This is a genomic window from Rhizobium sp. PAMB 3174 (assembly GCF_052908375.1).
On sequence record NZ_CM128608.1, the window covers coordinates 2,851,711 to 2,864,981 of the forward strand.

Annotated in this window: 9 protein-coding genes and 1 tRNA gene; 6 read left to right on the top strand and 4 right to left on the bottom strand. The window is 62.8% G+C overall.

Going from position 1 to position 13,271, the window contains the following annotated elements; translation table 11 throughout:
• Positions 1-18 precede the first annotated feature (18 nt).
• Positions 19-495 carry an iron-responsive transcriptional regulator RirA gene (rirA, locus tag ACU5AY_RS13705; RefSeq protein WP_446825265.1) on the bottom strand — a complete coding sequence of 159 codons (477 nt, stop codon included), beginning with the start codon at positions 493-495 and terminating at the stop codon, positions 19-21.
• A 180-nt stretch (positions 496-675) separates the two neighbouring features.
• On the opposite strand from rirA, the gene ACU5AY_RS13710 reads away from it, so the two are divergent.
• Positions 676-1,716: a Fe(3+) ABC transporter substrate-binding protein gene (locus tag ACU5AY_RS13710; protein WP_446826643.1), complete on the top strand. Its 1,041-nt coding sequence runs from the start codon at positions 676-678 to the stop codon at positions 1,714-1,716.
• A gap of 293 nt (positions 1,717-2,009) precedes the next feature.
• Positions 2,010-3,902, top strand: a complete 1,893-nt coding sequence (locus ACU5AY_RS13715) for a phosphatase PAP2 family protein (RefSeq protein WP_446826644.1) — start codon at positions 2,010-2,012, stop codon at positions 3,900-3,902.
• Positions 3,903-3,999: 97 nt separating this feature from the next.
• Here the strand turns inward: ACU5AY_RS13715 and ACU5AY_RS13720 are convergent, their stop codons facing one another.
• The gene (locus ACU5AY_RS13720; RefSeq protein WP_446826645.1) at positions 4,000-5,496 is read right to left on the bottom strand and encodes a CoA-acylating methylmalonate-semialdehyde dehydrogenase; all 1,497 of its coding nucleotides are present in this window, start codon (positions 5,494-5,496) and stop codon (positions 4,000-4,002) included.
• 103 nt (positions 5,497-5,599) lie between these two features.
• Between ACU5AY_RS13720 and ACU5AY_RS13725 the strand changes: the two genes are divergently transcribed.
• Complete coding sequence (locus ACU5AY_RS13725; protein ID WP_446826646.1) at positions 5,600-6,481, top strand: LysR family transcriptional regulator; 882 nt, start codon at positions 5,600-5,602, stop codon at positions 6,479-6,481.
• Positions 6,482-6,526: 45 nt separating this feature from the next.
• Positions 6,527-7,045 (top strand): MgtC/SapB family protein, encoded by a 519-nt coding sequence (locus ACU5AY_RS13730; protein WP_446826647.1) that lies wholly within the window; start codon positions 6,527-6,529, stop codon positions 7,043-7,045.
• 17 nt (positions 7,046-7,062) lie between these two features.
• Here ACU5AY_RS13730 and ACU5AY_RS13735 read toward each other — a convergent pair.
• Positions 7,063-7,139: transfer RNA gene (locus tag ACU5AY_RS13735), tRNA-His, on the bottom strand.
• A 132-nt stretch (positions 7,140-7,271) separates the two neighbouring features.
• A complete protein-coding gene (locus tag ACU5AY_RS13740; protein WP_446825270.1) occupies positions 7,272-7,721 on the bottom strand; it encodes a phasin in 450 nt (149 codons plus the stop codon).
• Positions 7,722-7,950: 229 nt separating this feature from the next.
• Here ACU5AY_RS13740 and ACU5AY_RS13745 point away from each other — a divergent pair, with 229 nt between their 5' ends.
• Complete coding sequence (locus ACU5AY_RS13745) at positions 7,951-11,529, top strand: ATP-binding protein (protein WP_446826648.1); 3,579 nt, start codon at positions 7,951-7,953, stop codon at positions 11,527-11,529.
• A gap of 160 nt (positions 11,530-11,689) precedes the next feature.
• Positions 11,690-13,264: an ABC transporter permease gene (locus ACU5AY_RS13750; RefSeq protein WP_446829022.1), complete on the top strand. Its 1,575-nt coding sequence runs from the start codon at positions 11,690-11,692 to the stop codon at positions 13,262-13,264.
• The last annotated feature ends 7 nt before the right edge of the window (positions 13,265-13,271 follow it).

Here is a 13,271-nt window from a genome sequence, read left to right on the forward strand (position 1 = left end):
CGGCCGACCGCGAAGGGCTCAGGCGGCGGGTGCCGCCAGGCCGGCCCGGACCCGCTCGGTTTCGTCGATGCCGAGCAGAAAGTTGATCTGCGGACGCGCCTTGACCAGATCGTCGATCGAATAGTCCATCAAGACTTCGAAGAAGGCATTCAGGGCCTTGCGCAGGGCCGAGTTCAGGCCACAGCTGTCGACCAGCGGGCATTCGGCCACGCCGTCCTCGAAGCATTCGGCCATGGCGAAGTTGTCTTCGGTGACCTTGACCACATCGAACAGGCTGATCTTGTCCGCCGGCCGGCCGAGGCGTACGCCGCCGTTGCGGCCACGCACCGTCTCGACGATGCCGGCCTTGTTGAGTGGCTGCAGAATCTTGAACAGAAACAGTTCGGAAACCCCGTAGGCCTTGGCGATCTCCGGAATACGGCTCAGCCGACCTTCGTTGGCCGCGCAATACATCAGCATGCGCACCGCATAATTGGTCTGTTTCGTCAGTCGCATGCCGATCTCCGTTTAAAGTCTTCCTTGGCCGTCATGTTTATATAGGGCCATTCGTAGTTTGGAACAATTCCAAAATACGAAAATCACAATCATCTTTTTTCGCTAGTCCGGATTGCCATTGACATTTACATTAGAAACATGATGAAAACCATCAACATTTGACAAAATCAGGAGTTTGCGATGAACGGCTTTCAGAAGAAGCTTGCCACCCTCACCGCCGCGGCGGCACTTGTCTCGCTCGCCGCACCGGCTCTTGCCGAGGAAGTCAATATCTATTCCTATCGTCAGCCGGATCTGATCCAGCCGCTGCTCGATGCCTTCACCAAGGAGACGGGCATCGAAACCAACGTTCTGTTCCTCGACAAGGGTCTGGTCGAGCGTGTGCGCGCCGAAGGTGAAAACTCCCCGGCAGACGTCATCCTGACCGTCGACATCGGTCGTCTCGTCGAAACCAAGGATGGCGGCATCACCCAGCCGCTCGTCAACGACGTCGTCAACAAGGACATCCCGGCCGAATACCGCGATCCGGATGGCTACTGGTTCGGCCTGACGCGGCGCGGCCGCGTCATCTACGCGTCCAAGGAGCGCGTCGAGGAAAAGCAGATCACCTATGAGGAGCTTGCCGATCCGAAGTGGAAGGGCCGGCTTTGCACGCGCGACGGACAGCACCAGTACAATCTCGCGCTGTTTGCCTCGATGATCGCCCATCACGGTCCCGAATATGCGGAAACCTGGCTCAAGGGCGTCCGCGACAACCTCGTGCGCAAGCCGGACGGCAACGACCGCTCGCAGGCCAAGGACATCTATGCCGGCGGATGCGACATCGCGCTCGGCAACACCTATTATGTCGGCCTGATGATGACGGACACCAGCGAGCCGGAACAGCAGGAATGGGCAGGCGCCATCAACGTGATCTTCCCGAATGCCGAAGACCGCGGCACGCATGTCAACATTTCCGGCATGGCGCTCGCCAAGCACGCGCCCAACAAGGATAACGCCGTCAAGCTGATGGAATTCCTGACGACCAAGGAAGCGCAGGAAATCTACGCCGAACGCGTGTTCGAATATCCGGTCATCGCCGGCGCGGAGCCGTCCGAGATCGTCAAGTCCTTCGGCACGTTGAAAGCCGATCCGCTTCCCCTGATCGACATTGCCAACAATCGCAAGCTGGCCTCCGAACTCGTCGACAAGACGGGCTACAACGAAGGCCCGTCGATGTAGAAACCGGCACTGCCGGCAAAACCGATATGTCATTTCCCGACCGGCCCATCTGGGCCGGTTTTTCTTTTTTGGAGTTCGCGTGGAAATCGCACTGGCGTGCGCAACATGTCATCCGATTGTTACAGCCGCTACCTAGACGAGAGGCCGTTGCCTCCGGAGCCGCGGTTTGCTTCATCTCCGACAAGAGGCGGCGAATTGTCACAATCCATGTTCTGAGGGCGTGGGACGATGGGCTGAGCCTCCGGATCGAAGGCTGACGGACCTCGCTCCGGAACGCCCCAAAAGGAGATTTCATGCCTTTGCTTTGCCAGCCCCTGCGGTCGCGCGGCTTGTTTGCGTCCACGGCCATCGTGCTTCTCGCCGGTTCGGCGTTCGCCGCTCCGGTTCCCGCCGGCACCTTTGCCGTTCCTGTTCCCGAAGCAGCCTACCCCTTGCCCGTCGTCGACAACTACAAGGCGCAGGCCGGCCTCAAGGCCGACGGCAGCAAGATCAACAAGTATGACCGGGCCGACAATCCGATCATCCAGATCCTGTCCGGCTTCGACGATATATGGTCACTGGGCGACACCGCCTGGGCCGATGGCGGCGCGAACGGCGATGGGCCCGAAGACTACAGCAAGGTCAAGATCGTTGCGCCGGACATCTGGGCAGCCAACATGCGCTATGTACTAGACGTGACCGGGCCTTCGCGGACGACCGAAAACGCGCTTGCCGCCTATCTCGACGATCGCCGCGCGCAGGGCAATTCGGTGATCGACGGCATGGGGCCGCTTGCCGACATCTATCGCCGCGAAGCCGGTGCGACGACGACCATCGCCCATACGCTCGCCGACTTCGATCCGAATGCGCCTCTGGCCGAAAAGGAAGAGGATCAGGGCAGCGAGGCCGGCACCGGCAATCCGTCGCTTCAGGATTTCATCGCCTTCATGACCGTGATGCGTGGACCGGAAGGTTCGACCTCTCCGGCCAAGTACTTCTACGCCTCGCCACGCCCCTGGCGCATGACGGATAGCGGTGACGTCGTGCAGACCGGTACGGAGCCGCTCGGCGACAAGACGGTCGAAGTCTACGACAGTCATGTCAATGTCATTCCCGCTTTGCTCAGCGCCCGCGAAACCCGGGGACGGAGAAAGGACGGCGGCTTCCCGTCCGGCCACACCAATGCCGCCTATGTCTCTGCCTTTGCCTACGCCTATGCGCTGCCGGTGCGGTTTGCGGAACTGCTGACGCGCGCATCCGAACTCGGCGAGCATCGCGTCGTCACCGGCATGCACTCGCCGCTCGACGTCATCGGCGGACGCATCATGGCGACAGCGACGGCCGCGGCCTACCTCAACGATCCCGCCAATTCCGAGCTGAAGGTCCGGGCGCTCGACAACATGACGGCGACGATGAAGGCGAACGTGCCGGCCGGCGAGAGCCTCTATGCCGCGGCCCATACGGCAAAGGATGACCGCTTCTCCAGCTACTTCGCCGATGCGGATGTCTACCGTCAGCGCATGACATACGGCTTGCCGCAGGACAAGGCGAAGGCCGGCCAGGCGATGATCGTGCCGAAGGGCGCGGAAGCGCTGATTGAAACCCGCTTCCCCTATCTCGACGCCGACCAGCGCCGCGTCGTTCTCTACACCACCGGCATCGACAGCGGCTATCCGCTGCTCGACAAGAGCAATGGCTGGGGCCGGCTGGACCTCGTCGCTGCAGCGGGAGGCTTCGGCGCATTCCCGGGAGATGTCACCGTGAACATGCAGGCCGACAAAGGTGGCTTCAGCGCCGACGACCAATGGCTGCACGACATTGCCGGGAAGGGCATGCTGACAAAGGCCGGCAGCGGCACGCTGACGCTTGGCGGCCACAACAGCTACGCGGGTGGTACGGTGCTGAAGGACGGGACACTTGTCGCGGCTCACGCCGACGCGCTCGGCACCGGCGACCTTCAGGTCGATGGCGGAACGCTTGCCGTCAGCACGCACGGCGTGGACATGCCGGGTGAAGTCGCTATCAACGGCGGTACGCTACAGGTCGACTTGAGCGGAGCCGAACCGGATGCCTCCGTCATTGCGATCAAGGCCGGCCGCATCCACGGTACGTTTGCGCATGTCGTTTCCTCGAAGGGGCAAACGCTGGACGCGACCTATGACAACGGTACGCTAACGGTTCACCTTAAGGTACCGAAAGCCGGCTGATTGCCAGGCTGGCAATAGCAAAAGAAGAACCCCGGAAGCAGTGCTTCCGGGGTTCTTGTCAAAAGAATCTACCGGGGCCGGGCCACCGGCTTGTCACTTACTTCATCGTCGGCATGACGAATTCGGCGCCGTCCTTGATGCCCGACGGCCAGCGGCTGGTGACCGTCTTGGTGCGGGTCCAGAACTTGATCGAATCCGTGCCGTGCTGGTTCAGGTCGCCGAAGGACGAAGACTTCCAGCCGCCGAAGGAGTGGTAGGCCAGCGGAACCGGGATCGGCACGTTGACGCCGACCATGCCGATGTTAATGCGCGAGGCGAAGTCACGGGCCGCATCACCATCGCGGGTGTAGATCGCGACGCCGTTGCCGTATTCGTGCTTCATCGGCAGTTCGAGGGCTTCCTCGTAATTCTTGGCGCGGACGACCGAGAGAACCGGTCCGAAGATTTCCGTCTTGTAGATGTCCATGTCCGGGGTGACGTTGTCGAACAGGCAGCCCCCGACGAAGTAGCCGTTCTCATAGCCCTGCAGCTTGAAGTCGCGGCCATCGACAACGAGCTTCGCGCCCTGCTCGACGCCGCGGTCGATGAGACCCGTGACGCGGGCCTGGGCTTCCTTGGTGACCAACGGGCCCAGGTCGGCCTTGTCGTCGGTGTAGGGACCGATGCGCAGCGCTTCGACCATCGGGGTCAGCTTTTCGATCAGGCGGTTGGCGGTTTCCTCGCCGACCGGGACGGCAACCGAGATCGCCATGCAGCGCTCGCCGGCCGAACCGTAGCCGGCACCCATCAGGGCGTTGGCGGCCTGGTCGAGGTCGGCGTCGGGCATGATGATCATGTGGTTCTTGGCGCCGCCGAAGCACTGGGCGCGCTTGCCGTTCATGGCAGCGGTGCCGTAGACATAGCGCGCGATCGGGGTCGAGCCGACGAAGGAAACGGCGCCGATATCCGGATCGGTCAGGATCGCGTCAACCGCGCTCTTGTCGCCGTTGACGACGTTGAGGATACCTGCCGGCAGGCCGGCTTCGATCATCAGTTCGGCCAGACGGATCGGCACGGACGGATCACGCTCGGAGGGCTTCAGGATAAAGGCGTTGCCGCAGGCGATCGCCGGGGCAAACATCCACATCGGGATCATGGCCGGGAAGTTGAACGGCGTGATGCCGGCGCCGATGCCGACGGCCTGCCGGATGGAATACATGTCGATGTTCGGACCGGCGCCTTCCGTGAACTCGCTCTTCGACAGGTGCGGGATGCCGATGACGAATTCGCAGACTTCGAGACCGCGGACGATGTCGCCCTTGGCGTCCTCGATGGTCTTGCCGTGCTCCTTCGACAGCATTTCGGCGAGTTCGTTCATGTTGTCATTGAGAAGGGCAACGAACTTCATGAACACGCGGGCGCGGCGCTGCGGGTTGGTGGCAGCCCATTGCGGCTGCGCAGCCTTCGCGTTCTCTACGGCAGCGCGCAGCTCGGCGTCGCTGGCGAGCGCGACTTCCGCCTGCACTTCGCCGGTCGCCGGATTGTAGACGGGCGCGAAACGGCCGCTGGTGCCGGCAACCTGCTTGCCGCCGATGAAATGACCAATCTTTTTCATGGGTTTCCTCCTTGATGATTTAGGAGAGGATCGCACTTTAATTTGCACAATTCAACGGCATGATTTACATATCCGTTGTGCAAAAATTCAAGCCGGAGTGGATATGGACTGGGATGATGTGCGCATGTTTCTCGCGGTCGCGCGAAGCGGGCAGATCCTGTCGGCCTCCAAGCGCATGGGGGTCAACCATGCGACGCTGTCGCGCCGTGTCAGCGCGCTGGAAGAAAGCCTCAACACACGGCTTTTGATCCGCCGCACCAATGGCTGCGACCTGACGGCGGAGGGCGAGACCTTCCTGAAGGCAGCCGAGCGCATGGAAACCGAAATGCTGGCCGCGCAGGCGATGATCGCCAAGGTCGACAGCGCGATTGCCGGTACGGTCCGCATCGGCGCGCCGGACGGGTTCGGCGTCTCGTTCCTCTCGCCGCGGCTGGGCCGGCTGATCCGGCGCTATCCCGACCTCAAGATCGAACTCGTGCCGGTGCCACGCTCATTCTCGCTGTCGCAGCGCGAGGCCGACATCGCCATCACGCTGGAGCGGCCGGACCAGGGCCGGCTCATCTCGTCGAAGCTGACCGACTACACCCTCGGTCTCTACGCCTCCGCAGACTATGTGAAGGAGAACGGCACACCTGAGCGGATCGAAGACCTGCGCCGCCATCCGCGCATCGGCTATGTGGAAGACCTGATCTTCACGCCGTCGCTGGACTTCAGCGCCGATATCCTGCGCAACTGGGACACGGCGTTCGGCGTCTCCTCATCGATCGGTCAGACCGAGGCCGTGCTTTCGGGCGCCGGCATCGGCATCCTGCACAACTACATCGCCCACGAGAAGGACACGCTGGTCAGGGTGCTGCCGGAGATCGAGATCCGCCGCGCCTACTGGACCACCTATCACGAGAGCATCCGCGACCTGCTGCGGGTGCGGACGGTCATCGACTTCCTGCAGGAACTGGTGCGGGAGGAACGCGGGAGATTCATCTGAGCACTTCAGTGGAACCCTGCAGGGTGGTTTGAAGTTGTCTTCCGCATGGAAGCACTTTTCAGAGAATTCGACTACTCCACCTTCCTCGCCCCGTCAGTGATCGCCGTACGGGTCCTGATCGCCATGATCTGCGGTGCGATCGTCGGGCTCGACCGGGAGATGGCGAGCCACGCCGCGGGGCTGCGCACGCATATTCTCGTCAGCCTGACGGCGGCGATCATCGCCGTGCTGGCGATCGAGATCATCCACATGCCGACCTTCGCCGACGAATCGATCCGGATCGACCCGATCCGCCTGATCGAGGCTCTGACAAGCGGCGTGGCATTTCTGGCCGCCGGCATGATCGTCTTCAGTCAGGGACGGGTGCGCGGGCTGACGACCGGCGCGGGCATGTGGCTCGCCGGCGCGGTCGGCCTCGCCTGCGGCCTTGGCCTCTGGCTGATCGCCGGCATCGCGACGCTCGGCGCGATCATCGTCCTGGCACTGCTGCACCGGCTGGAGCCCGGCAACAAGACGGGCGACCAAACGTCGCCGCCGGACGCCGGCACAAGCGAAACGCAATAAAGCGGGGGAAGAAGAAATGGTACGGTTGGTGGGAATCGAACCTACGACCTCAGGTGCCACAAACCTGCGCTCTAACCAACTGAGCTACAACCGCACACTGGACGCCTCGGCGTCACGGAGGGTCACATACGGGCTGTTTTCCGCTTTTGCAAGACCCTTGATATTGAATACAAAAAAAAGCCGGGTTTTGCCACCCGGCTTTTTCATCAGTTGGACATTTGTCCGATCAGGCGGCCTTGAAGTAGGTCGAAGCCTTTTCGGCGGCAGCCTTGGACGGCGCGGCAACCGATTCAGCGACCTTCTTGCTGGCTTCCTGCATGGACTTGGCCTGCTCGACGGCGGCTTCAGACTGCTTGCGGAAGAAAGAGGTCTGCAGTTCGAAGAGTTCTGCGACCGACTTTACGCCGAGCAGGGCTTCGAAATGCGAGAAAGAGCTTTCAGCGTTGGCGCGCATCGTGTCGATGGTCTTGAGACCGAGTTCGACGGTGCCGGCCTGGGCATTCTTCAGCGTCGCTTCAACGGTCTGCGTTGCTTCTTCGGCAGCCTGCTTCATCTTTGCATAGGCTTCCTTGGACTGCTCTGCACCCTTTTCAGCGAAATCGCGAAAACCTTCGCCGAGCTTGCTCGGGTCGAAAGTGGAAATGGAAAATACGTCCTGCGTTTTCTTCGTAGCCATTGTTTTGCGCTCCTTGAGTTAGGGCCCTCTTTAAACAGGCACCCTCGCGTTCTTCGGTGAGCACTATATAATACAGTCCGTTGTGCATTGCAATAACTTTTGTGCGCCGCACAATAAATTAACTCTGTTTACGAGTTTCCCGATGCCGATGCTGGACCCGCAGGAGCGGGAAAGATATTAATAATGCGTTAAATATCAGCGCATACAAGCCTCCCCGTTAAAGGTTGAAATGTCCGCCGTGCAGTACCCTTTCATAGATGTCGCCGTCCACGATCGCGTTCGCGGCCGCTTTGCGCGCGGCGAGGCGCTGGTGATCTTTTCCGCCAGCATGGACGATGTGCTGTGGGCGAATGGCCCGGGTGCTGCGGTATTCGGCGGAAGCTCCGTTTACGACTTCATAGACCAGGCGCCGCCGCTGAACGACCTGACCTTCCGGCAGGCGGCCGTGATGGCGCGCAGCCTGGAGCGCATCGGCGACGTGCGCGGTTTCCTCATTCGCGTGCCGAACGGCTTTCAGCGTTCGACCGTGCGCGCCGAAGCCGAGATGATCCGCATCGGCATGGACGAGGCGATCCTGCTTTCGGTGCCTGCCGTCTCCGAGCCAAAGGGGCCTCAGGCCACTGCGGCGCGGATGATCGAAGGCTTCGACGATCCGGATACGCATGTGGCGATCCTCGACGAGAACGGTTTCGTGCTGGCCTCGTCCAGCGGCTTTGCCGAGCTCGGCATGAGCGCCGAAACCGTCCAGACGCTGGCCGGCAATGCGGCTGACGAACCGGCCCGGCTTCTCAAGCGCCGGCTGGAAACCGGACGCGGTCTGATGCCCGCCGCCATCGGCCGGCTTGCCGAAGAGCCCAGCCTCTATCTTCTCTTCGTCGTCGAAGCGCCGCAACAGGAGGACACCGAGGAGGCGCCTGTTGCGCCGCCGGACGACAGTGCTCGCTTCGCCGAAGAGAGCGTGCAGGACTATTCCGAACCTGCCGACCCGACATCCGGCGAGGACGACGGGATGGGGACCGAAGCGGTCTCCGACGAAGCATCCGCGGAAACCAACCAGGAGACGGAAGACCAGGCCGAGCCGCCGGCAAAACCGGCTTCTCTGATGGACCTGCTGACGGACGACCCGTCGGTCGAGATTCCTCCGATGACGATCTCCGACATTCCGATGGCGCCTGCCGCATCCACGGACGCTCCTCCGGTCGAAGCCGAGCAACCCCCTGCCGAGCCCGTCGAACGCTTCATCACACAGGAAGCGCCGAAGTCCGATTTCCGGTTCAATCCGGAGGGACGCGCCATCCGCTTCGTCTGGAAGGTGGATGCGGACGGCCATTTCTGCGAGGTCTCGGACGAATTCGCCGAGGCGGTCGGCCAGAATGCCGCCGCGATCAACGGCGTCGCCTTCAGCGACCTCGCGCATCTTTTCGACCTCGACCCGGACGGCAAGATCACCGAGCTTCTGAAGAAGCGCGACACATGGTCCGGCAAGACGATCTACTGGCCGGTCGAAGGCACGAGCCTCAAGGTGCCGGTCGATCTCGCCGCCCTTCCGACCTATAGCCGGTCGCGCGGTTTCGACGGGTTCCGCGGCTTCGGCATCGTGCGTCGCGCCGATGCGGTCGAGGATCCGCTGGCAACCGGACTGACGCTTAGCGGCAAGCCCCTGCCCACGGAAAGCGAGAGCAACTCCGAGGCCCCGGACGTTGCCGCGCCCGACGAACAGCCTCAAGCCGCACCGGAGGAAACGGTGGAAGCCACTGTCGAGACCGTGGCAGAGCAGGAAGACGTCGCGCCGGCCGACGACATACAGACCTCCGCGGCTGACAGCGAGATAGCCTACGACGCGCCGTCGGACGATCAGGGCGACGACACCGTCGAACATGCCAATGAGCAGCCGGCCGACGATGCCGGCATCGAATGGTCGCCGGAAACGATCGCCCCGACGCCGCAGAGCGAACCACCGGCGCTTCTCGTCACCGAGACACCGGACCGCCGTCAGTCGGACAAGATCATCCGCCTGGAGGAACACCGCGCACGCATGAACGACGGGTTGAGCCCCGGCGAACAGGCGGCATTCCGCGAGATCGCCAAACGGCTCGGCACGGAAGAGCTGCCGGCAGAGACTGCGGACGTCGCTTCTGTTGACGAGAGCATTGCCGATTCACCCGAAGCCGAAAGCATGGTCGAGGCGGAAAGCCATTCGCAGCAGATGTCACCTGCCGACGAAACCCGCGACACCAATCCGCTCGGCGAGTTTCTTCCGCCGCGCCGCGACATGGCATCACCGCTTCCCGCTTCCGCGATCGACGAGATGCCGGTGGCAATCCTCATTCACGCCGGCGACCGGCTGATCCACGCCAACGGCGAATTCGCCAAGCTGACCGGCTACGAGACGCTCGAAACGCTTGAGACTGCCGGTGGCCTCGACGCGCTGCTGCAAAGAAGCGAGCTCGAGGAAACGTCCGAAGCCGGCGGCGGCATGATGATCGTGCGCGCCGACGACACCATCGTTCCCGTGGCCGCACGGCTGCGGTCGATCCGCTTCGAGGATTCCGACGCGTTGATGCTGGCGCTGATCCCGTCCGCGCCGGTCACCGCCGCGGACGCAGGCACCCCGGTGGAAGACTCATCCGGTACCATCCTGCCTTTCATTGGCGAGGAGACCCCGGCGGAGCAGGAAGATGTGTCCCGGCTGCGCATCGAGGTCGAGGAGCTGCGTTCCATTCTCGAGACGGCGACGGACGGCGTGGTCATCATCGGGCCGGAGGGCGGCATCCGGTCGATGAACCGCTCGGCGAGCGCCCTCTTCAACTATGACGAGGCCGACACGCGCGGCAAACCCTTCGCCATGCTGTTTGCCCATGAAAGCCAGCGCGCGGTCGCCGACTATCTGAACGGGCTGACCGACAACGGCGTCGCCAGCGTTTTGAACGACGGCCGCGAAGTGATCGGCCGGGAATCCGGTGGCGGCTTCATTCCGCTGTTCATGACGCTCGGCCGCCTGTCTTCCTCCGATGGCTATTGCGCCGTCATCCGCGACGTGACGAACTGGAAGCGGACCGAGGAAGAGTTGCGCAAGGCGAAGCGCGACGCGGAAACGGCCAACAAGCACAAGAGCGATTTCCTCGCCCATGTGAGCCACGAGATCCGCACGCCGCTGAATGCCATCATCGGCTTTTCCGACATGATGTCGAACGAGCGCTTCGGGCCGATCGGGCATCACCGCTACATCGAATATGCGAACGACATCGGCCGTTCGGGACGGCTGGTTCTCGATATCGTCAACGACCTTCTCGACATCTCCAAGATCGAAGCCGGTCAGATGGAGATGGATTTCGCCGCCGTCAGCCTCAACGAGACGCTGTCGGAGGCCGTGTCCCTGGTGCAGCCGCAAGCCAACAACCAGCGCGTCATCGTGCGAACGGCGCTGTCGCAGGCCGTGCCGATGGTGGTCGCCGACCTGCGCTCGGTCAAGCAGATCGCGCTCAACATCCTGTCGAACGCCATCCGCTTCACGCCGTCGGGCGGACAGATCGTCGTGTCGACCTCCTACGAGGTCAATGGCAGCGTCGTGCTCAGGATCCGTGACACCGGCATCGGCATGTCGAAGGCCGAACTGGAGCAGGCGATGAAGCCGTTCCGCCAGGTCTCCGGCGGCAATCGCCAGAAGGGTGACGGTACCGGTCTCGGCCTGCCGCTGACGAAGGCGATGGTCGAAGCAAACCGCGCATCCTTGTCCATCCAGTCGGAGCCGAGCCGCGGCACGCTGGTCGAAATCACCTTCCCGTCCCCGCGCGTCCTTGCAGACTGAGGCTTCATCGGCTAGAGCCGATGGATAAGCTGATTAAAGGGATCACCAATTGGCGGCGCAGACGACGCTGGTCACGGAAGGGCCGGCACCTTCGAGAGTGAGACGGCGCGGCACGTGGCGGCAACCGCTCGTGGCCTTCGTCGTTTTCGCGGTCGCGGCCATGCCGGTGTTCGCGATCCTGTGGATCGCCTCGTCCGGAGATGCCGACACCTGGCGGCACCTCGCCGAAAACGTCATTCCCCGCGCGCTTGGCCGCACGCTGGCGCTGATGGCCTATACCGGTCTTGCGACCGCCGTGATCGGCGTTGCCTGTGCCTGGCTCGTCTCCTCCTGCGACTTCCCGCTCAGGCGGTTCTTTTCCGCCGTTCTCGTCCTGCCGCTGGCGCTCCCCGCCTATCTCGCTGCCTACGCGTTCGGCGAGTTCTTCGACTTTACCGGACCGGCACAGACTTTGGTCCGCACCGTCTTCGGCTTCAAGACGATGCGCGACTACTGGTTTCCGGACATCCGCTCGCTCGGCGGCGCGGTGCTCGTCATGACCGCGGTTCTCTACCCTTATGTCTATCTCGCCTGCCGCTCGGTGTTCCGCATGCAGGGCCGGGCTGCCGCGGACGTGGCGCGCACGCTCGGCGCCGGGCCGGTCAAGGTGTTTTTCCGAGTACAATTGCCGATGGCCCGGCCGGCCCTGATGATCGGCCTCACCCTGGTGATGATGGAAACGCTGAACGACATCGGCGCGGTCCAGTATCTCGGCGTCAACACGCTGACCTTCGCCATCTACGACACCTGGCTCAACCGCGGCAGCCTTGTCGGCGCCGTGCAGCTCGCCTGCCTCATCCTCGTCTTCATCGCCGTCCTGATGGTCGTCGAGCGACGCGCGCGCCGCCAGCAACGCTTCGCCAGCCAGAAGACGACCGCCGCGGTTCATGATGTCATCAGGCTCAAGCTGAAGGGCTGGGCGAAATGGGCGGCGGTCACGGCCTGCGCCCTGCCCGTCCTCGTCGGCTTCGTCGTGCCAGTGCTCGTGCTCGGCTCCTATGCGTTGAAGCGCCTTCCGGCCTTTACCTCGCCCAAGCTCATAGATGCGCTCACCACAAGCATCACCATCGCCGCGATCACCGCCGTTGTCGCCGTCAGCTTGAGCTTCGCGCTGTCGCAATCGGCGCGCAGCAACTCCTCGCGGCTGGTCAAGATGCTGGTGCGGCTTGCCTCCTTCGGCTACGGCATTCCCGGCACCGTGCTGGCGATCGGCGTGCTCGTGCCGCTTGCCGCCTTCGACAATCTCTTCGCCCACTTCACCAAGGACTATTTCGGCTTTTCGCTGGGGCTGATCCTGTCGGGCACCGGCTTTGCGATCGTCTATGCCTGCACGGTGCGTTTCATCACCATGGCGGAGGGCAATATCGATGCGGGGCTGCAGAAGCTCTCGCCGCATCTCGACATGGCCTCGCGCATGCTGGGCCACAATGCCCGCCAGACGCTCTGGCGGGTCATCCTGCCGAACCTGCGGCCGGCACTTCTGACCGCCGGACTGCTGGTCTTCATCGAAACGCTGAAGGAACTGTCGGCGACGATCCTGCTCCGCCCCTTCAACTTCAACACGCTGGCGACGCTCGTCTACGAGGACGCATCGCGCTCGCAGGTCGCCAATGCCTCGGTGCCGGCGATCATCATCATCATCGCCGGCCTCGTCCCAGCGATTCTGGTGTCGCGATCGCTGGAACGGGGAACCTGATCCCGGC

Bases quoted from the DNA above. Each gene is read 5' to 3' on its own strand.
- ACU5AY_RS13750 (WP_446829022.1), top strand. From the start codon at position 11,690: ATGCCGGTGTTCGCGATCCTGTGGATCGCCTCGTCCGGAGATGCCGAC.
- ACU5AY_RS13740 (WP_446825270.1), bottom strand. From the start codon at position 7,721: ATGGCTACGAAGAAAACGCAGGACGTATTTTCCATTTCCACTTTCGAC.
- ACU5AY_RS13730 (WP_446826647.1), top strand. From the start codon at position 6,527: ATGGAAGCACTTTTCAGAGAATTCGACTACTCCACCTTCCTCGCCCCG.
- ACU5AY_RS13715 (WP_446826644.1), top strand. From the start codon at position 2,010: ATGCCTTTGCTTTGCCAGCCCCTGCGGTCGCGCGGCTTGTTTGCGTCC.
- ACU5AY_RS13725 (WP_446826646.1), top strand. From the start codon at position 5,600: ATGGACTGGGATGATGTGCGCATGTTTCTCGCGGTCGCGCGAAGCGGG.
- ACU5AY_RS13720 (WP_446826645.1), bottom strand. From the start codon at position 5,496: ATGAAAAAGATTGGTCATTTCATCGGCGGCAAGCAGGTTGCCGGCACC.
- rirA (WP_446825265.1), bottom strand. From the start codon at position 495: ATGCGACTGACGAAACAGACCAATTATGCGGTGCGCATGCTGATGTAT.
- ACU5AY_RS13710 (WP_446826643.1), top strand. From the start codon at position 676: ATGAACGGCTTTCAGAAGAAGCTTGCCACCCTCACCGCCGCGGCGGCA.
- ACU5AY_RS13745 (WP_446826648.1), top strand. From the start codon at position 7,951: ATGTCCGCCGTGCAGTACCCTTTCATAGATGTCGCCGTCCACGATCGC.